This is a genomic window from Pseudomonas putida S13.1.2 (assembly GCF_000498395.2).
Taxonomy (GTDB): domain Bacteria; phylum Pseudomonadota; class Gammaproteobacteria; order Pseudomonadales; family Pseudomonadaceae; genus Aquipseudomonas; species Aquipseudomonas putida_Q.
This window is the reverse complement of record NZ_CP010979.1, coordinates 1,666,272-1,686,266: the sequence shown is the minus strand read 5'-3', so window position 1 is coordinate 1,686,266 and position 19,995 is coordinate 1,666,272. Positions and strand designations below refer to the sequence as shown.

The window sequence follows — 19,995 nt, the reverse complement described above, 5'->3', positions numbered from 1 at the left end:
CTCAAGCAGAAAGTTGACTGTCGCCATGGAAATCAGGGAGCTGCCAGGCTTGATGCACGTGCGGGCATTCGTGCGCGTCGCGGAGCTCGGGAGTGTTTCCAAAGCTTCATCAGCCTTGTACCGCGCGCAGTCTGTGGTTACACGCTCGATCTCCGAGCTGGAGGCCCGCTTGAATGCGCCTCTGTTCGAGCGTCACACCAATGGCATGCGTCTTACCGGCTATGGTGAGCGCGTGCTGCCGCGGGCGCGCAGGGTGCTGGAGGAGCTCGGCTCTGTACCTCGGCTGCTTGCCCCGGCAGACAAGCAGCCCGTGGAGCCGCTGTACCTGTTCCAGGTCAAGCGGCTGCAGATTTTCGTGAGCCTCTGCGAGACGCATCACATGCAGACCGTTGCGAACCTCATGGGCTTGACTCAGCCGGCCATCAGCTCAACGCTCAAGGTCATGGAGAGCGGCTGTGGCCAAACGCTGTTCGAGCGAACCCCTCGAGGCCTGCAACCTACCCGCACGAGCCACGAAATACTGTTCCCCATCCGGCGTGCACTCAATGAACTGCGCCACATGGAAACAGACATCTCAGCCCTTCACGGCCAATTGCAAGGCGCAGTGCATGTGGGCGCCCTGCCCCTGGGCCGAACGCGAATCTTGCCTGCAGCCATCGTGCGCCTGATGGCCGCCCACCCCCATATTCAGGTGATTACCAACGAAAGCCCTTTCGACCTGCTGGCCACCGAGTTGCGCGCGGGCGATGTGGACTTCATCTTCGGTGCGTTGCGCAGTGCGGCTTACGCAAGTGACCTTACAGGAGAGAAGCTGCTGTCCGAAGAAATGGTGCTTGTGGCCCGGCAACACCACCCACTCGCGAAAAGCCTGAACTACAGCGCGCTTTCAACCGCAAAATGGGTATTGCCAAGGGCCGGTTCACCCGCGCGCCAGATGCTGGATGGATGTTTCACTGCACTGGGCATGGCCAGCCCACACCCGGTGGTTGAAAGCGCCGATATGGCCATCATCAGAGGTTTGTTGCTGCGTTCCGACATGATCGCAGCCGTTTCCGCACACCAGTTGGAGCAGGAAATCGCCTCTGGCGAGTTATGTGTCTTGCCTGTCGAGTTGAAACAGACTTCCCGCGCCATTGGGCTGACATACCGAAACGGCTGCCTGCACTCGCCAGTAGCGCAGGCCCTGATGGACATGATCCGCGCAGTGACGGGCGAGCAGGCAACCGCCTAGAGAAATTACGGAAGGCGCGCCGGCAATTTCGGTTATGGCTTGCCGGCCACCGAATACAGCACCTGCTGGTTGCGCGTCTTCATGAAGTCTTCCAGGCTCTGCCCACGCATCGCGGCGTACACCTGCAGGTTTGGCACCCCCACTACCGCAGCAAGCTTTTCCAGTACGAAGAAGATTGCGCCGTACTGGATCAGCCCTCGCCAGTCACGGCGGCGTAACAGGTCGCATTCTTCTTCGCTCAAACCCGCCTCATCAAAAAGCGCCTCTGGCGTTTCCAGAAAGCGACGGCGCCAGTCAGGTTCGATCATGCGGTGCAGAAACTTGTTCAGGCGGTAGCCCTTGGCGCTTCGCTCCAGCGTGAACGGGTAAGTACCTTCCAGCTTTTCGATGCCGTCGAGCTGGTGCCGCATGTGCTTGAGGTGCCGGGCGGTGGTTTCGACGGGCACCGGTCGATCCTCATTCTCCAGCAGCAGCGTTGCAATACCTGTCATCGACGGCAGGTAGTAGTCCTGGTGCAGCTTCTTCACGTTGGATGACAGCGCACCTCGCATGATCAACCAGGTGATCACCTCTGCCCCTTCCAGCCCACCTAACGTAGCGAATTCGGCTAGGGTCATTTCCGTGAGGCGCAGCGGGTCATGTATCAGCAGATCCAGGAACTGCGCATCCCATTCGGGGTTGTTGAACCCACAGCGCTCGCCATGGACCTGGTGAGAAACCCCACCTGTGGCCACAATGGCCACCTTGAGATCCTCTGGATAACTTTCAATCGCCCGGCGCAGCGCCTGCCCCAGCTTGTAGCAGCGACGGGCACTCGGAATGGGGAATTGCAGCACGCCTACCTGTAGCGGAACAATTTCTACCGGCCAGCCGTCGTCGCAGGCAAGCAACGCAGACATGGGGGAAAAGAACCCGTGATCAAGCGGCTTGTCACGGAAAAACCCCATGTCGAATTCGTCAGCCACCAGGCTTTCGCCGATGTGCCGGGACAGTGCCGCATGGCCATTCACCGCAGGCAGATCACGAGGGTTTCCGCCCTCGTCTGCAACCTCATAGCGTTCATCGACGCCAAGGGTAAAAGCACCGTAGTGGTCGAAGAAGAACGATGTCACGTGATCGTTGAAGATATAGAAGAGGACGTCGGGCTTTTTCTCATCGAGCCAGGCCTTGATTGGCTCGAACCCTTCGAAAATTGGGGCCCACGCCGCATCTTGCTGCTTGTCGTGGTCGACCGCGAACCCGATAGTGGGTGTATGAGAGACGGCGAGGCCGCCGATAATACGTGCCATGGAATGTTCCTTTACTTGAATGAAGCTACTGGGCCACTGCAGCCTGGCTTGGCCGGCGCCGGGCATGGCCGTTGGCCAGGATCGCCATCGCAGCGATAAAGGCCGGTACGCTCAACAACGCGAAGAGCACTGGAACAGCGAAGCCCATACTCAACACTGCGCCGCCAATGAGCGAGCCGAAGATCGCCCCAAAACGCCCGATCCCTAACATCCAGCTGACCCCGGTAGCGCGAAAATCTGTTGGGTAGTAGCCAGGCGCAAATGCGTTGAGCCCGGTTTGTGCCCCGCTCATGAAAAACCCGGCTGCGGTGACCCCAACGGCAAGCAGCGTCGACTCCAGGCTGGTGGCGCCCAGCAAGAGGATGCACAAGCCACCTAGCACATAAGCCCCGGCAATCACGCGATTGGGGTTGCGCCGATCCATTGCCCAGCCCACTGCAATGGCGCCAACGGTACCGCCGAGCTGGAACAAGCCTGTGATGCTGGCTGCCCGCTCGATGGACAAGCCACTGTCACGCAACAGTGTGGGCATCCAGCCCATGGTCAGGTAAATCACCAGCAGGCCCATGAAATAGGTGCTCCACAGCGCGAGCGTGCCGAAACGGAACTGACCGGTGAACAGCATGCGTACCGGTGCCTTGTGATTCGATTGGCCCTCGCTGACGATGAACCGCGTAGCGGCAGTGAACGCACCACCGAGCCGGTTCAACACCTTGGCGATCTCGGCAGCAGGTGCACTGCGAGCAGCAAGGAACCGTGCCGATTCAGGCAACCACAACCAAAGAAGCGGAAGCAGTACCAACGGCATGATGCCCCCCGCGAGCAATACTGCATGCCACCCATACGCCGGGATCAGCCAGGCAGCCAGAAAACCCCCAAGCCCGGAACCCATGTTGAAGCCTGTAAACATGATGGTGATGAAAAGCGCGCGATTCCGCTCTGGCAGGTATTCAGACAGCAAAGTGGTGGTGTTCGGCAGCGCTGCACCCAAGGCTACCCCGGTGAGCAAACGCAGCATGCCCAGCTCGTAGGGGTTGCGGGCAAAAGCGCAGGCCAGGCTCAGCACACTGAACCCAGTCACGGCGATCAGCAGCACCCGCTTGCGACCCAAGCGGTCAGCGTAAGGGCCTGCGGTCAAAGCGCCAATCGCAAGGCCTACCATGCCGGCGCTCATGACCGGGCCAAAAGCCGCACGGGTAAGGCCCCACTCCTGGATCAATGAAGGTGCGACAAAACCCATCACCGCCACATCGAAACCATCGAACAGAACAACCAGAAAGCACAGGGCCATGATGAGCCACTGATACCGGGATACTGGTCGGTCGTCGATCCATGCCTTGATATCGACCGCTTCGTTGCTCATGCTTTCACCTTCTTGTTTTTGTAGGGACCAAGCCGAGGCGAATGCTTGCCGCAACGGTAAGCGCCATCTGACTTATGGACGAAGGTGACTCTAAGGCGGGCATCCCTTCCCCGCCTCCATGAAATCCTTAAGCAGGTATCTGTTTTTCTTATTGGATGAATGGAAAGCCCGAGCCGCTCGCCGAGCGGAAGGCTCCGCCAGAGGCTGACTGAAATGGATCAATCAGGTGGCAGCGTATGGCGGCACGAGTGTGCGCACGTACTGGTCGCATTCAAGACAGGCAAGCTCGGCTACCAATCGAATAGCCTCGGACGAATGCGCTTGGGTGTAGCTTACAACCAATGGCTGGTTAGGGATCGGCAGGCCGCAATCCACCATCCTCACTCGACCCGACTCAATTGCATAACGCACGGGCGCAAGGGGAACGAACGCGTTACCAAACCCAGCCTCAACGAGCTGCACCAGTGCGGATATGGAGCTGACGTGATGCGTCTTGCCGACCGGGAGGCAGAATCTGCGATAGAGCTCCTTGAGCACCAGATGCGGCTGTGAGTTCTGGCTCATGGTAATGGTTGGCTGACCCAGCAAATCCAGAATGGGCTGCTGGGTACTGATCATCGCCTGGTTGCTTACTATCCACCCTGTGGCGATCGAGAGGCAGGGAATGCTGGTGATACCGTCACCTTCGATGGGATGCGTCTGCAGGGCGATATCGATCACCCCATCACGCAGCGCCTTGTAGACACCGGCGCTAGTTTCCGAGGTCAGCTGAACTTCGATACCAGGATATGTCGACTGCAAGCGCTTCAGGAAGGCTATCAACCAGGTATGCACCACGCTGTCTACAGCGCCAATGCGTACCAACCCCAAAACTTCGTGACTGGGCCGACCCAGGTGGCGGATCTCTTGTTCCAGATCCAGCATGCGCTCGCCATAATCGACCAGCCGCGAGCCGACCGCAGTCAGCTTGAGCTCTCGTGTCTCCCGCTCAAATAACCGAGCACCGATCTCTTCTTCAAGCGAAGCGATCCGATTGGATATGGCAGCCTGAGTCAGGTGCAAATGCTCGGCCGCAGCTCTGAAGCTTTTCAGCCTTGCAATCTGCAAGAACGCCTCGATGAAACGCGTATTCATTGATTCCCCACGAGCTTGATCCGGCGGATAGCCCCGCTACCAAGCGGGGCGTTCATCTAAGGTCGATGATCCATCAGAACAGGCTCAGTGGGTAGCTGATCACGAGGCGGTTTTCGTCGATATCATTGCCAAAGGTTGAGCGGACAGTGGCGTTGCGCCATTTGATTGAGGCGTTTTTCCATGAGCCGCCCTGAATGACATAGGTGACCTCACTATTGCGCTCCCATTCTCGTCCTTCGCCGCCGCTCGAAAGTTGTACTTGGTCGCCCCGGACGTATCGGCTCATGAAGCTCAACCCAGGAACACCCCATGCGGCCAGATCCAGATCGTAGCGCAACTGCCATGAACGCTCTCCAGCATTGGAGAACTGCAGGATCTGAACGAAGTTAACAAGGTAGGGATCGGTTCCGTTTACGTACGGATAAGCATCGTGCCCGCTCATTTTCTGGAAGCCCAGACTCAATGTGTGGTGCTTCTGGCGGAACCCTACCAAGGCGCCCACTGCCCTGTTGTCGATGTCGCGAAAGTCCTCTACCTCCCCCGCCTTCGCCCAGCGCAAATCGAAAGAGAGGTGTCGATCCACCGTGAAATCGACGCGCCCTAGGTAATTGGCCAGCGTGTGTTGGTAAATGCCGTCCAGCTTTCCGTAATACGCCCGGAGTTGGCTTTTGTCATTCAGCGCGTAATCCGCTCCGTAAAGGATGAAATCGCCGCTGCGCCCGCCATAGCGGCTGGTCAGCCGCTCCCAGGTGGATGAATCCAAACCCATCGTCTTCGTCACGCGTGCAGCCTGAAGCGTCAGGCCCGCCAGCTCACTGGATTCCAGCGTGGTGGCTTTGAACAGACCAGGCAACAGACGAGAGTCGGCGCTTTGAAGCACGGGCTTACGGAAGGCCATGACACCTGAGCGAACAAGTGTCTTGGAGTACTTCAATTTGAAGCTCGCGCCCAGTCGGCTGAATTCATCATCCGAACTGCCGTCACGCTCAGTTGGGAACATGCCGGTGCCTGCACGATCTGGGCTGGAATCGAGGTTGAGGCCGGTCATGGCGACGCCATCGATCCCCAGCCCAAACGTGCCTTGAGTAAATCCGGATTGGAGTGTAAGAACGGCGGCTTGACCCCATTCCCGTGCCTGGCTTTGCCCGTTTGCAGTGTTACCTCCAGGCTGGCGAAAGTCTCGATCGAAATACAGGTTTCTGAAGTCGACGTTTGCCCGGCTGTCTTCGAGAAAGCCAGCGGCTCTCAGGTCCGTTGCAAAGGTCAAACACAGGACAGCAGGTACCACGGGCCAATGTGCACGCATGCAGAGACCTCTTCTTCTTGAGTAGATGAATACCGCGGGAGGGAGTGCGCACAATAAGGTCGTGCGCTTGCTGGCATTCCCTTAGGAAGGGATCAGCCTTGCGATTGGCGCCCCGTAGCCGACAAGCTCGCCGTCGACCGGGCAGTAGCCGACCATGACGCCAGCGGCTTTCGCTTTGACGGGCTGAAGTGACTCACCAACCTGAATGAAGCCGATGATTGCACCCGCCTCGACAGGTTCGCCAACGGCCGCCAGAGCGACGCCCTGCAAAGGATGGGAAGACAAGAACCGGCCGGCCTTCGGAGCCTCGACTAAAGTATCCTGGCGACCCGGGACAGGCAGTTGAACCTTTTCCACGACAGATGTACGGGATTGTGACGCGAAGACCAGAACCACTGACCCCTGCTCAGTTTCGTACTCACATCTCGCAATACCTCGCCCCTGCAACTGCTCAATCAGTACCGCGAGTTCTTCAACGCTCATGAGGGCTCTCCGCAGACTGACCAAAGCCTTGTTCGAAAAGATGTTCCAGGTGATGGATGTTGTAGCCGCCAGCTGTGAAACCAGGTTCATCCATCAACCGTCTATGCAGTGGAATAGTGCATGAAATCCCCTCCAGCACGGTTTCTGCCAGTGCCTGGCGCATCCTGCTGACGGCCTCCTCGCGGTTGCTGCCATACGTAAGCATCTTGGCCACCAGCGAGTCGTAATGGGCCGGTACTCGGTACCCGGAATACAAGTGGGACTCGACACGAACTCCCGGGCCGCCAGGCGCAAGCCAATGGTCGACTGTGCCCGGTGCCGGCGTGAACCGCCATGGGTCCTCGGCGTTGATGCGACACTCAATGGCGTGCCCGGTCACGGCAACATCCTTCTGGCTGAACGACAGAGGCTCCCCCCGGGCGATTCGCAACTGCTCCACCACCAGATCGATACCGGTCACCAACTCAGTCACCGGATGCTCGACCTGGATTCGGGTGTTCATCTCGATGAAGTAGAAAGCCCCGTCTTCGTAGAGAAACTCGAAAGTGCCCGCGCCGCGATAGCCGATGTGCATACAGGCGTCGACACAGCGTTGCCCGATCTCTGCGATAGCCTCCCGCGAAACACCGGGGGCAGGAGATTCTTCGATCACCTTCTGATGCCGCCGTTGCATGGAACAGTCACGCTCGCCGAGCCATACGGCATTGCCGAATCCGTCCGCCAGTATCTGGATTTCGATATGCCGCGGATTTTCGAGGAAACGTTCGATGTAAAGGGCCGGGTTCCCAAACGCGCGATTGGCTTCCTCACGCGTGGTGGCCACCGCCTGAGCCAACTGGCTTGGCTCGCGGACGATGCGCATTCCCCGCCCGCCTCCACCGCCTGCGGCCTTCACGATCAGCGGATACCCAACATCCCGGGCTATATCAGCCACCGCCTGGGGGTCGCCAGGCAGAGCGCCGTCCGAGCCGGGCACGCAGGGCACACCGGATTCAAGCATGGCCTTCTTGGCACTGACCTTGTCGCCCATCAGGCGAATGGCCGCAGCAGTGGGGCCGATGTAGACCCGCCCGGAGCGTTCGACAGCCTCGGCAAAATCGGCTCGCTCAGACAAAAAGCCGTAGCCGGGGTGGATGGCGCCCGCGCCGGTCAACTCAGCGGCCTCCATCAGGCGATCGATGTCCAGATAACTTTGCGCCGAAGCTGCGGGACCAATACACAGGGCCTGGTCGGCCAGTTGCACATGGCGCAGATCGGCGTCTGCTGTGGAGTGCACGGCGATAGTCCGGATCTGCAATGCCCGGCAGGCACGCAGGATTCTCAAGGCAATCTCGCCTCGGTTGGCGATCAAAACTGAATCAAACATGGGCGTCCTCCCTCAACTGCAGCTCGAACAACGGCGTCCCAGCTTCGACCGAAGCACCGTCCTCCACCAGGATGCGTACCACACGCCCGCTGCGCTCGCTTTCGAGCACGTTAAGCATCTTCATCGCCTCAATGATTCCGACCTGCTGGCCTTCCTCGATGACAGTGCCAACGTCGACGAAAGTGGGCTCATCCGGCGAAGGTGCGCGGTAGAAAATGCCAGTCAATCCAGCATCAATGGTCCAACTCGATTGGCGTGTCGGGGTTGTCATGGGTGGCTGCGCTTCAATCAGCCGCGGCTGCTCAGGCACAGTTTGACCCGACGCTTTCACCAACCGAATACGCGTGCCGTCCGCCGAGTATTCGATTTCACTCAACGCGCTGTTTTCGAACAGACTGACGAGCCGTTCGACAAGGGGTTTGTCCATCAGCGGGATCCCCCGGCAAAAGCACAGACCTGGACGCCGGCCGACTCCAATGTCTTGCGTAGCACCCCTGCCATGCTGATCGCACCTGGCGTATCGCTGTGCACACAGATGGTGTCGATATGGACTGGAAGCATGCGCCCGCTCACCGTTTCGATACCGCCTGCCCGAACCATGCGCAGCATGCGCTGGGCGGCGAAATCCACGTCATGGAGTACTGCACCAGGCTCTTTACGATGAACCAGATGGCCGGCCTCGGTGTAAGCGCGGTCCGCGAAGACCTCTGCACGGGTTTCGAGGCCCATATCATTGGCAATCGGAATCATCAGGCCCCCGCGAACGTAACGCAGACAAGCTTGGGGTCTACGGCTTTGACGGCCCTGGCGATCGCCTTGGCAACCTCGGGGTCCGTTTGGGTGAGATTCCCGAGCGCACCATGGGCTTTGACGAAAGTGATGGGGTGCCCTGCGTAACTCGACAGCGCCACAGCCGCACCGACTTGGTATGCGACGAAGCGCTCAATTTCGCCAGTCGTGTGGGGAATCACTCTGCGACCGAAACCCCACAGATCCGGAAAACCGGGGTGAGCCCCCACTGCCACACCCTTGGCTTTGGCCTGGGCGAAGGTGCTAGCCATAATCTCAGGGTCGCCGGCATGCTGTCCGCAGGCGACGTTGGCAGAGGTCACGATATCGAGAATCGCGTCATCGTCACCCATTTTCCAGGGGCCGAAGCCTTCGCCCATATCCGAGTTGATATCGATGCGTAAGGTATTGTGGTTCATTGTCTGTTCCTCGAATCAGGCTGATGGGCTGACGCCCAGTTGTCGCTGAATGTTCGCGAGCGCCGCACGGTGATGGGCAAGGGCTTCGATGCCTTCGGCCACAGTGATGGACTTGAAATAGATGCTGCAGCCGACGCCTGCTTGGGCAAGGCGCCACAGATCGCAATCGAGCACCGTGGCGATCTTTGGATAGCCACCACAGGTATTGGCTTCTGCCAGTTGCACGATGGGTTGCCCCGCCGGCGGCACCTGGACAGTGCCCGGCGCAATGCCGTGGGAGAGCAACTCGATGGGGCGAAGGATCTGCAGGGGTTGGCCCTGGAGGCGGTAACCGACACGATTGGCCTGCGGGGTAACTTCGTAGGGCGAGGAATAGAACGCGTCCAACGAGGTGGAGGAAAAGTCGTCAGCCTGAGCTGCAGCGATCGCCCGCACCGTCACCTGCTGGCGACGCATGGCCTCTGCATGCAGCACACGCTCAAGCGGCAGAATGGCACGATCTGTTGATGAAAGGCTTTGGGGCAACAGTTGGAGACGGTCGCCACGATTGACGCCGCGTCCTTCATGACCGCCAAACCCCGCCTTCAGATCTGTCGCACGGGAGCCCAACTGCACCGGTGCGTCAACACCACCTGAAAACGCGAGATAAGCCCTGCCCCCCAAGCGTGGGCGCTCAACCACCACTTGTTGGCCGGCCCTGATCTCCAGGCAAGTCCAACTGGGTACGGGATACCCATCCACGTTCATTGCGCAGTGTGCACCGGTACAACTGACGAGCAACGTACGCTCTGGCTTGAAACGGAACGGAAAGATGTTGACTTCAAGCCCTGCTGCGTTTTGCTGGTTGCCAACCAGCCAGTTGGCAATCATCAGCGCGGGGGCATCCATGGCGCCACTGCGGCTCACCCCCATCGCCATACACCCAGAGCGCCCGAGATCCTGGACCAGGTTGAGGGCACCACTGCTCAGCACTTCGATCATGACACTTCCTCCCGGACCAGGAACCGGACTTGATCGCCGGGCAACAGCAGGCATGGCTGCTGTTTTTGAATGTCGAACAAATCGACGTCGGTACGCCCAACCACGTGCCAGCCTGACGGTGCAGTGCACGGCATCACGCCAGCTTGCGTGCCGCCAATAATCACAGAGCCTTTGGCGAGCTGTGCCCGCGGCGAAGCTCTTCTGGGTCTGGCCAGTTCGGCGGGTAGCCCGGTCAGGTAGGCGAAGCCCGGCATGGAGCCGATGCACGCCACCTCGTAGGTCGCGTTACTGTGACGTTCGATCCACTGATCAATGCTGAGCCCCGCGTACTCGGCGAGCATGGCCAGGTCCTCACCGGCTTCACCGCAGTAGCTCACCGGGATTTCCATAACCCTGGGGGTGGAAGGAAGCGCATCGGGATACAGCCAAAGGCCCTGAATCAGTTGTTCAATCGCCGAAGGCGAACTAACGAGCGGGTCAAACATGACCAACAGATTGTTCACCCCGAGCACCAATTCACTGATCTGTTGATCAGTTTCCAGCGCGCGCGCGAGTGAAAAAAACTTTCTTTGCACGCTTGGCGAAAAAACTGACTGGCAACTATCAACAAGCACTGCACCACAACCTGACGGGCTAAACAATAATTCGGCGGCAGGCGCTTCAAGAATATCTATATCTCGCATGGCTTGATCCCACAGCGAAGTTTTGACAGGCAACCCCAATTGCACATCAGGAAGTTGCCTGTCTTTTTCGGATTAGTCTTCTAACGGCTTTTTGGCGGTTTCACGCGCGAATGCGAGTGCTATCAAAGTGATGATCAGCCCGCCAGCGATATACAGGCTTACAGCGAACGAAGACTCGTAGACCTTGAATATCCCCGTAATAACCAGTGGGGCCAGTCCGCTTCCGACGATGCCGGCCAAGGTATAGGCCAACGACGATCCGGCATACCTGACGCGGGTGGGGAATTGCTCGGTAACGAAAGCAGCTTGGGGGCCGAACATCATTGCCTGGAAGATCATGCCGACAATGACTGCCAGGCCGATGAGCACAGGGGATGCAGTATCCAGCAGCACGAAGAATACGAACCCCCAGCCAAGCGATAGCACGGCTCCCAATGCGTAGACCGGGCGACGCCCCAATCGGTCGGAGAGCATGCCGAACAGCGGAACACTGATGGCATGGAACACGGAACCGATAATCGTGGCAGTCAGCGCAGTAGAACGCGGTAAATGGAGTACGTTGGTCACATAAGCAAGCGTGAACACCACCAGCAGCGCGTAGACGATGTCCGAGCCGATACGTGCGCCGCCTGCGACCAGCAAACGGCGCCAGTGGCCAACGAACACTTCCCGCACCGGTGCGTCGACTTTGGCTTCCTTCGCCTCGATCGACTTGAACACCGGGGTCTCATCTACACCACGACGCAGCCAGAAACCGAGCATCACCAGCAGGACACTGGACAGGAATGGAATACGCCAGCCCCACTCCTGGAACGTCTCTGGCGTCATGACAAAAGTGATCAAGGCAATGAACCCGGCACCCAGCAGGGTCCCGCAGGCCGGTCCTACCTGTGTGAAGGAAGCATTCCGGCCACGATGGCGATCTTCGCCATGCTCCATGGACAACAGTACTGATCCGGCCCACTCCCCACCAATAGCCGCCCCTTGCAGGAAGCGCAGCAAGACCAGCAGGATCGGGCTCCAAATACCCCAGGTTTCATAGGTAGGTAACAACCCCATCAGCCCGGTAACTGTGCCCATCAAGATCAGCGTCGCTACCAAAACCCAGCGCCGGCCGAGCTTGTCGCCCAGGCTGCCGAAGATGATCCCGCCCAAAGGGCGCGAGACATAACCCACCGCATAGGTGGAGAAAGCAATGACGGTACCGGCCAACGGGTCGAACGAAGGGAAGAAGATGACGTTGAAGACCAGCGCAGCCATCAGGTTGTAGACGGTGAAGTCATACCATTCGAGCGTAGTTCCGATCGAGCTGGCAGCGGCGAGCCGCCTGATATCGGCGCGTTTTCCAGGATGTTCGGTGCTGATGGGTTCTGATTGATCCACGGATGCGATCGAAGTGTTCATCAACGCACCTCCCCAACTGAGCCATTGCTCAAGCTCTGATACACGCCAAAGTGAGCGCTACCGGCTGGCAAATGGATCAGGCTGGATTCGACAGCCTGTCGCGCTGCACTTTCGCTGGCGCACTCCATGATCAGCATGGGAGTCATCGGCCGCGGATTGCCGGCTTCTTGAGGTAACGGCAAGCTCAGCGATGGCACAGGGCTTACCAGGTAGCTCTGGATATACCCAGAGATCTCGGCAAGGGCTGGATAAAGGATTGTCAGCGAGCGAGGCTCAGTAGCTTCGGCTGCTGCGACGACTGCCACCCACTCCCCTCCAGGCTGGTCAAATTGCCCAAAAGCTTCACCGATGCGACGGGTGGGCTTCTGCATGAGCGGAAGAATCTTCTTGGACCAGACAGACTGGTACTTGAACGCATGCGCATATTCCGGGCAGTCGAAGGCAGAGATGCCCTCTGCCCAATAGAGCGCGAGGTATTTCGGAGAATCGGATGGGGATTTAAAGCGTGTTGCCTTGATCACTCCGGCCATCGATGCACGGTCCGGAAGATGCTCCTCGTCGTACCAGCGGTTGAATTCAAGTTCATGCACTGCATCAATGTCAGATGCAACAAATAACATACCAAATGGTGAGCCGTTCATTGTTATTTTCCTCAGGGTGGCTTGACCTTGTGGCTATGTTCATCGATAGAAAAAACTTAGGCAAACGAGTTTTTTTACCCATCTTTGATAGAAAAAACTTTTCAAATAGCTCGTGTTTCTGCTTCTTTTTGAGTCATTGGATAACTTGTCAGCACCTATCCAGAGCGGACATTGGCTGCGTCCAAACAAAAAGGCTGCACTCCCTTCATCGCACGTATGCAATTGAGGAAGTGCAGCCTTTCGGTGCCCTACTTCAGCGAGGCGATATACCTACCGTGCGTCCTCACAGAAGCGGTGAATGGCCTGGCAAGCCGCACGCAGCGACTCGTCATCCAGCGCATAAGCAATGCGCAGATACCCTGAAAGACCAAAAGCACTGCCCTGAACGACTGCAACATTGGCCTCCTCCAGCAACGCCAGGGCCACAGCCTCGTCATTGACCAATTCGCGCCCAGCAGGTGAGCGCTTGCCGATCAGCCCAGAGCAGTCGGTAAAAGCGTAGAAAGCCCCGCCTGGCACCTCACAACTGATGCCCGGCGCCTGGTTGAGCAGGTCGACCATGAAATCGCGGCGCCGCTGGAATACTTCGCGGCTGTGGGCGATGAAGTCTTTCGGACCGTCCAGGGCTGCGATTGCAGCGTGCTGCGAGATGGAACACGCACCCGAGGTCTGCTGACCCTGAAGCTTTTCCATCGCCTCAAGCAGCCAGCGAGGACCGGTGGCGAACCCGATCCGCCAACCCGTCATGGCGTAGGCCTTCGACACGCCGTTCATGGTCAGTGTCCGCGCAGCCAGGCGTGGTTCAACCTGGGCAAGCGTGAGGAAGTCACGGCCGTCGAATATCAGGTGCTCATAGATATCGTCCGCCAGAATAAGTACCTGCGGATGGGCCAGCAACACCTCAGCCAGAGCCTGCAATTCGTCGCGGTCGTACACGGCGCCTGTGGGGTTGGACGGTGAGTTCAGGATCAGCCAGCGGGTTTTCGGCCCGATGGCTTCGGCCAGCGCTTGCGGGGTCAGCTTGAAGCCCGACTCGGCGCCACAAGCGACGATCCGCGACTCGCCACCGCACAGTTCAACCATTTCTGGATAGCTGACCCAGTATGGCGCTGGGATCACAACCTCGTCGCCTTCGTTCAGGGTTGCGGCCAGGGCATTGAAGATGACCTGCTTGCCGCCACTGCACACCAGCGTGTCCTGCCAGCTGACATCAAGACCATTCTCACGCTGGTATTTGCGTGCGATGGCTTCACGCAGCGTGCGAAGGCCGGCTACCTGGGTGTAACGGGTTTGGCCACTGTTGATCGCACTGATGGCCGCAGTACGGATGTGCTCCGGCGTATCGAAGTCGGGCTCACCCGCGCAAAGCGATATGATCTTCGCCCCGTCTGCGCGGCGCGCAGCGACGCGGTCGATGATCTTGTAGGTCGCCGAAGGCTTGGCAGCCTCCAGGCGACGGTTCAGCGTTGCCAGGCTCACGCGTGCTCCTCCGGGTGGGAGAGGCCCATCAGGTCCATGGTGGTTTTGCCTTCGCGTAGCTTGCCCATGAAAACGGCCTCTTTGTCCGCGCGCTTCTGCCCCTCCCGCAGGGTATGTTCAACGGCATTGGCCGGGATGATGATCACACCATCCTCGTCCGCGACGACCAGATCGCCGGCGCTGACCTGCGCACCGCTGAAATCGAACGGCTTGCCGACCGAAGGCGTGGTGGCCTTGACGGTGCCTTTGACAGAGATGCCACGCGCAAATACAGGGAAACCATGTGCTTCGAGCGCGGCGATGTCGCGCACACCACCGTTGATCACCAGGCCAACGATGCCTGCCGTTTCCGCCGCCACCGTGAGCACCTCACCCCAATAGCCGGCGACGAAGTCGGCGGTATCACACACCAGCACGCTGCCGCGCGGCGCTTTGGCCACGGCCAGGTGCAGGCCCAGGTTGTCACCTGGTGAACACTGCAGCGGGTAAGCCGGCGCGGCGATGAATGCGCCTTTCCAGACAGCGCGGATCTCGCGGTCGACCGCGCACGGCAGCCCGGACGCCTCGTACAGGGTGGAGGTGCCCAGGACCTTTGCAATGTTCTGGTAATCGTGTGGAAGGCTCATGATTGCTTGCTCTGCAGGGAGTGGTAACCGAGGGCGGCACGAGCCTCTTTGAGGCTTTTGCCAGTGGCAATCTGTTCGCGGATTTGCGCTTCGACGTGTTCGATGCGACGTGCCGTTTCAGCAACTTCCTGGGCACGGTCACGCGGGACAATGACGACACCATTGGCGTCAGCGACGACGATGTCCCGAGCACAAACCCGGGCATGGCCAACCGACACCGGCTGGTTGACGGCCACGACCTCGACGCGGTCCTTGCCGGTACGCATGAAGCGGCCTTTGCTGAACAGCGGGTAGCCTTCGCCCAGCGCCTTGTTCACATCGCGGCAGACACCATCAATGACCGTGCCGGCAATACCGCGGGCCAGGGCGTACTGGGTCATGATATCGCCCCACACCGTGCAATCGGTACGGCCTTCGTTGGCGATGACCACAACGTCGCCGGGTGCTACTTCATCAATGAAGTCACCCACGGTGCCTGGCGGTGTACTTGCACTGACGTACTGGACAGTGAAGGCCGGGCCGACCACGACCTGGCTGTAGTTGGCCAGCGGCGCGATACCAAAGGCCTGACCGGGAAGGCCCAGCTTGTCCATCGCGTCGGACACCCCCGGGGTATCCAGGCCTTGGAACAAGGCGACCAGGTCTTTATCAGAAAGGCTCATATCAGTGCTCCACCTTGATGGCTTCGAATTGGGTGTCGTGCATCACTTCCTCGACCGAACGGCCTGCGCGGACGGCGTCCACCATGCCGGCCTGGCGACGGTCGATACGCTCGGCCAGGTCAAGCACCTTCTCGATGGCACCGGCCGGGACGAAAACGGTGCCGCATGCGTCGGCAATCACGTAGTCGCCTTCATCCACGTCAACGCCAGCCATGCGAACGGTGACAGCCGCGTCGATCTGGATGAGCCTGTTGCGCGCGCTGATCATGGTCACGCCACGGCCGTAGACCGGGTAGCCGATGTCGGCACTGCCGCAGATGTCGCGGCTGAAGCCATCGATGATCGAGCCACGGATGCCTTTGCGCCGGGCGGCGTTGGCCAAGATGTCGCCCCAGCTGGAAATACCGTCAACGCCACCCGCAATGACCAGCACGCGGTCATCGGTGGTGATCTGCTCGATGACTGGGGTAATCAGGTGAACGGTGGGTGCCACGTCCTGCTTTGGCCCCAGCTGCACCGTGCTGGCTCGGCCAACAATCTTCGGGCAGTTCCAGAGCGGCATCAGGCCGTTGGTGGCTCCAGGCAGTTGGAGGAAGTCCAGCGCGTCCGACACCGTATTGGTATCGAGCACAGCCAGGCGCTCAAGCGGGGCTTTCAAGCTCATCGGTTGCAGGCCTCTTGTAAGTGAGGCTTGAGTATCTGCGCGGGCATTTGATACGTATATTACGAAGAAGCTAAGCTTGTCATATCCCAAACCTATGGAAGAATGCCGTGATCAACTTTCGTTTGATACGTCACCTGTGGCTGTTCCTGGCCGTTGCCGAGGACCAGAACTTCAGCCGCGCGGCCAAGCGGCTGGGCATGTCACAGCCGCCGTTGACTGAGCAGATCCAGGCGCTTGAACAGTCCCTTCGCATTCAACTGTTCACCCGCTCTCGCCGTGGCGCTCAGCTCACTGCCGCCGGGGCTGCAATTCTCCCCGCTGTGCGCAAGTTTGCTGATCAGCTGGAGCGGCTGGAGTTGGCGGTTCACGAGGCCGTCGCCGGCCACGCCGGCGTGGTGACCATCGGGGCGATCACCTCGGCCATGATCGATGTGCTGCCCCAGTTGATCGAGCGGTTCAAGCAAGACCACCCGTTGGTCACGGTTTCGGTTCGAGAGATCGATAGCGCAGAGGCGATACCCGCGCTTGAGGCCGGCGATATCGACATCGCGTTTGCGCGCCTTGAAGGCAACCTCGGCCGGCATCTGCAGTCCATGCCGCTGTCAGAGGATCGCCTGGCAGTCGCGATGCCCAAGGATCACCCACTGGCCGCCAGTGCAGCCATTGAGCTCAAGGCACTTGCCGATGAAACCCTGGTGATGGCCTCACGAGACGTCAGCCCGGTGTATTTCGACTATCTGGTGGGGCTATGCAAGGCCAGCGGCTTCGCGCCGCGTATCGTGCATCAGGTCCGCTCTGTCACGGCGCAGGTGGCGTTCGTCAGTTGTGGCCAGGGCATCGCTTTGGTGCCCACCTCAATGGACAAGCTTGCCCCTGGAAATGTATTGGTGCGGCCGTTGCAGCCCGAAGTGAAGGTTGTTACCACCGCCATGGCATGGCACGGCGTTAACGGCAATCCCTTGGTGGATGCGATGATTGACCAGGCCAAGCAGATTTTTGCGTCATAGGCTGGGCATATGACAGGGTTCGCGGCTTCGTATTTTACAAAATTCAGGGTGGGCCCGACATTGGGGCCTCTGTAAAAGGAGCTCCCACCGTGGCAAACCTTGCTCGCTTCACTCACGAGAAACTGCCGTTGAACATCGACGGCGTGCTGCTGGATCTGGCGGTGATCCATCGTTCCGGCCCCAAGGCACCTATCCTCTTCCTGCATGGGTTCGGTTCTACCAAAGAAGACTATGCCGACATCACGCTGCAGCCCGCATTCGAAGGTCATCCCTTCATTGCCTACGATGCGCCTGGTTGCGGAGAAACCGAATGCGCCGACCTCGCCCGCATCAACATCCCCTTGCTGGTGAAGACTGCCCAGGCCGTACTTGCACATTTTGGCGTCGACCAATTTCACCTGGTCGGCCACTCCATGGGTGGCCTGACCGGGCTGATGCTCGCTGATGCCGCCCCGGATCGAGTGCTGAGTTTTGTCGACATCGAGGGCAATATTGCGCCCGAAGATTGCTTCCTCAGCCGGCAGATCCACGATCACCCGCGCGAAGACGATTTGGGCTTTTTCCGCGACTTCATCGAGCGCACCCGGCTTGCCGCCGATCCTGCCAGCGCACTCTATGCGGCCAGCCTGGCGCACAAAGTACGTACCGGGGCGGTGCGCGGCATCTTCGAGTCCATGGTTGAGCTGTCAGATAACGGCTGTCTGATGGAGAAGTTCCTGGCGCTACCCTTCCCGCGCCAGTACATGTACGGCGCAACCAACGCCCACCTTTCCTATCTGGACGACATCGCTGCCCAAGGGGTGCAACTGGCGTGCATCCCTGATTGTGGCCACTTCCCGATGTACTCCAACCCGGCGCTGATGTGGCAGCACATCAAGGCACTGCAAGACCGCGCCTGACCCCGTTCACCGGCTCCAACCCCTACACGGCTGCTTGCGGCCGTGGGTACCCGCACACCCAGTCATAATAACAATGAGGTTGCGTCATGCTCGAAGCCATCAATGGCTTTCTCTCGGGAAAGCTGCTTATCGTCCTGGTCGTCGGACTGGGCGCTTATTTCACCGTAAAGACACGGTTTGTGCAGCTTCGCTATTTCCTGCACATGTTCAAGGTGTTCAAGGACAGCCTTACCAGCAGTTCGACTCAAATCAGTTCCTTCCAGGCCCTCATGCTCAGCCTGGCCGGCCGTGTCGGGGCGGGTAACATCGCCGGCGTCGGCGTGGCTGTAACCTTGGGCGGTCCTGGCGCGGTGTTCTGGATGTGGGTTACCGCACTGGTCGGGATGGCCACCACATTGTTCGAATGCAGCCTGGCGCAGTTGTACAAGCGCCACAACGGCAGCGGCCAATTTCATGGCGGCCCGTCGTTCTATATGGAATACGGGCTGAACAAGCGATGGCTGGGCGTGGTGATGGCGGTACTGTTGATCGTCACGTTCGGTTTTTCCTTCAATGGCCTGCAGTCACACGCGGTAACCCATTCACTGCAAAATGCCTTTGGCTTTGACCCCGCCTATTCCGGCATCGCCCTGGCCGCCGTGCTAGCGCTGGTGTTCATGGGTGGCATCAAACGCATCGCCAGGGTGGCAGACCTGCTGGTACCGGTGAAAACGCTGGCCTACATAGCGGTTACCCTGTACGTGATTGTGCTGCAATTTGATCACGTGCCCTTGATGCTGTTGACCATCGTGAAAAGCGCGTTCGGGCTCGATCAAGCCTTCGGTGGCCTGATCGGCAGCGCAATCGTGATGGGTGTGAAGCGTGGCGTATTCGCCAACGAAGCTGGCCTGGGCAGTGCACCAAACGTCGCAGCGGTGGCCGAAGTTCGGCACCCTGTCTCACAAGGTGTCGTGCAGGCGTTCAGCGTGTTTTTCGATACGTTCATCATCTGCACCTGCACCGCTTTGCTGATCTTGCTGTCGGGCTTCTATACCGCTGGTTTCGCGGGTGACGGCATCGTGCTGACGCAGAACTCGCTTGCCGCAGTGGTCGGTGACTGGGGCCGCAGCTTCATCAGCGTTGCACTTGCGTTGTTCGTGTTCACCTCGATTCTCTACAACTACTACCTGGGCGAAAACAACCTGAGGTTTATTCTGGGCAAGAACCGCAAGGCGCTGCTGAGCTATCGCGCCCTGGTACTGGCCTTGATTCTCTGGGGCTCGGTTCAAGATCTGAGTACAGTGTTTGCCTTCGCCGACATCACCATGACCCTTTCTGCGCTGGTGAACCTCATCGCCCTGGTCCTGCTATGCCGAGTTGGCCTGCGACTGCTCGCAGATTATGACGCACAGCGCAAAGCCGGCGTTGCCGAGCCGGTTCTCACCGCCAGTGCCTTCCACGACCTCAACATAGACAGGACCATCTGGAGCAATGCTCCAGAGCAGGTCGATAAAGATCAGGGGCTGGGTGTACTCGAACCTGAGCCACCAAAAATATCTTGATGAGCAGGATTGCCAGGCAACCGTAGTG

19 protein-coding genes and 1 pseudogene are annotated in these 19,995 nt (G+C 59.1%); 4 read left to right on the top strand and 16 right to left on the bottom strand.

Annotation, left to right across the window (positions count from 1 at the left end; genetic code table 11):
• Positions 1-25: 25 nt before the first annotated feature.
• Positions 26-1,231: a LysR family transcriptional regulator gene (locus N805_RS07630; RefSeq protein ID WP_026034394.1), complete on the top strand. Its 1,206-nt coding sequence runs from the start codon at positions 26-28 to the stop codon at positions 1,229-1,231.
• Between the two features lie 32 nt (positions 1,232-1,263).
• Here N805_RS07630 and N805_RS07625 read toward each other — a convergent pair whose 3' ends face one another.
• The 16 genes and pseudogenes from N805_RS07625 to N805_RS07550 form a co-directional block, all read right to left on the bottom strand.
• Positions 1,264-2,520, bottom strand: a complete 1,257-nt coding sequence (locus N805_RS07625) for a gallate dioxygenase (protein WP_019470848.1) — start codon at positions 2,518-2,520, stop codon at positions 1,264-1,266.
• Between the two features lie 25 nt (positions 2,521-2,545).
• Entirely contained in the window at positions 2,546-3,883 is a 1,338-nt protein-coding gene (locus tag N805_RS07620) for an MFS transporter (protein ID WP_019470849.1), read from the bottom strand.
• Between the two features lie 222 nt (positions 3,884-4,105).
• Entirely contained in the window at positions 4,106-5,017 is a 912-nt protein-coding gene (locus tag N805_RS07615; protein WP_019470850.1) for a LysR family transcriptional regulator, read from the bottom strand.
• A gap of 73 nt (positions 5,018-5,090) precedes the next feature.
• Positions 5,091-6,323, bottom strand: a complete 1,233-nt coding sequence (locus N805_RS07610; protein WP_019470851.1) for an OprD family porin — start codon at positions 6,321-6,323, stop codon at positions 5,091-5,093.
• 81 nt (positions 6,324-6,404) lie between these two features.
• Entirely contained in the window at positions 6,405-6,806 is a 402-nt protein-coding gene (locus N805_RS29385; protein WP_019470852.1) for a hypothetical protein, read from the bottom strand.
• Positions 6,796-8,172 (bottom strand): acetyl-CoA carboxylase biotin carboxylase subunit, encoded by a 1,377-nt coding sequence (gene accC, locus N805_RS07600; protein WP_019470853.1) that lies wholly within the window; start codon positions 8,170-8,172, stop codon positions 6,796-6,798. Before accC ends, N805_RS29385 begins: the two co-directional genes overlap by 11 nt.
• Positions 8,165-8,599, bottom strand: coding sequence for an acetyl-CoA carboxylase biotin carboxyl carrier protein (locus N805_RS07595; RefSeq protein ID WP_019470854.1), 435 nt, complete (start codon positions 8,597-8,599; stop codon positions 8,165-8,167). The genes accC and N805_RS07595 overlap by 8 nt, the downstream gene beginning before the upstream one ends.
• Positions 8,599-9,314: pseudogene (locus N805_RS07590) on the bottom strand (LamB/YcsF family protein). The gene N805_RS07595 and the pseudogene N805_RS07590 overlap by 1 nt, the downstream one beginning before the upstream one ends.
• 81 nt (positions 9,315-9,395) lie before the next feature.
• A complete protein-coding gene (locus tag N805_RS07585) occupies positions 9,396-10,361 on the bottom strand; it encodes a biotin-dependent carboxyltransferase family protein (RefSeq protein WP_019470856.1) in 966 nt (321 codons plus the stop codon).
• Positions 10,358-11,044: a 5-oxoprolinase subunit PxpB gene (pxpB, locus tag N805_RS07580; RefSeq protein WP_046811360.1), complete on the bottom strand. Its 687-nt coding sequence runs from the start codon at positions 11,042-11,044 to the stop codon at positions 10,358-10,360. The genes N805_RS07585 and pxpB overlap by 4 nt, the downstream gene beginning before the upstream one ends.
• A gap of 72 nt (positions 11,045-11,116) precedes the next feature.
• The gene (locus N805_RS07575; protein WP_019470858.1) at positions 11,117-12,448 is read right to left on the bottom strand and encodes an MFS transporter; all 1,332 of its coding nucleotides are present in this window, start codon (positions 12,446-12,448) and stop codon (positions 11,117-11,119) included.
• Positions 12,448-13,089 (bottom strand): DUF4286 family protein, encoded by a 642-nt coding sequence (locus N805_RS07570; RefSeq protein ID WP_019470859.1) that lies wholly within the window; start codon positions 13,087-13,089, stop codon positions 12,448-12,450. The genes N805_RS07575 and N805_RS07570 overlap by 1 nt, the downstream gene beginning before the upstream one ends.
• Positions 13,090-13,359: 270 nt before the next feature.
• Positions 13,360-14,568 carry a pyridoxal phosphate-dependent aminotransferase gene (locus N805_RS07565; RefSeq protein WP_019470860.1) on the bottom strand — a complete coding sequence of 403 codons (1,209 nt, stop codon included), beginning with the start codon at positions 14,566-14,568 and terminating at the stop codon, positions 13,360-13,362.
• On the bottom strand, positions 14,565-15,194 hold the full coding sequence (locus tag N805_RS07560) for an RraA family protein (RefSeq protein ID WP_019470861.1): 630 nt from the start codon (positions 15,192-15,194) through the stop codon (positions 14,565-14,567). The genes N805_RS07565 and N805_RS07560 overlap by 4 nt, the downstream gene beginning before the upstream one ends.
• Positions 15,191-15,856: an RraA family protein gene (locus tag N805_RS07555; RefSeq protein WP_019470862.1), complete on the bottom strand. Its 666-nt coding sequence runs from the start codon at positions 15,854-15,856 to the stop codon at positions 15,191-15,193. The genes N805_RS07560 and N805_RS07555 overlap by 4 nt, the downstream gene beginning before the upstream one ends.
• Before the next feature lies 1 nt (position 15,857).
• Complete coding sequence (locus tag N805_RS07550) at positions 15,858-16,520, bottom strand: RraA family protein (RefSeq protein WP_019470863.1); 663 nt, start codon at positions 16,518-16,520, stop codon at positions 15,858-15,860.
• A 107-nt stretch (positions 16,521-16,627) separates the two neighbouring features.
• On the opposite strand from N805_RS07550, the gene N805_RS07545 reads away from it, so the two are divergent.
• The 3 genes from N805_RS07545 (at position 16,628) to N805_RS07535 (ending at position 19,967) form a co-directional block, all read left to right on the top strand.
• Positions 16,628-17,527, top strand: a complete 900-nt coding sequence (locus N805_RS07545) for a LysR family transcriptional regulator (RefSeq protein WP_019470864.1) — start codon at positions 16,628-16,630, stop codon at positions 17,525-17,527.
• Between the two features lie 89 nt (positions 17,528-17,616).
• The gene (locus tag N805_RS07540; RefSeq protein ID WP_019470865.1) at positions 17,617-18,426 is read left to right on the top strand and encodes an alpha/beta fold hydrolase; all 810 of its coding nucleotides are present in this window, start codon (positions 17,617-17,619) and stop codon (positions 18,424-18,426) included.
• Between the two features lie 86 nt (positions 18,427-18,512).
• Positions 18,513-19,967 carry an alanine/glycine:cation symporter family protein gene (locus N805_RS07535; RefSeq protein WP_019470866.1) on the top strand — a complete coding sequence of 485 codons (1,455 nt, stop codon included), beginning with the start codon at positions 18,513-18,515 and terminating at the stop codon, positions 19,965-19,967.
• The last annotated feature ends 28 nt before the right edge of the window (positions 19,968-19,995 follow it).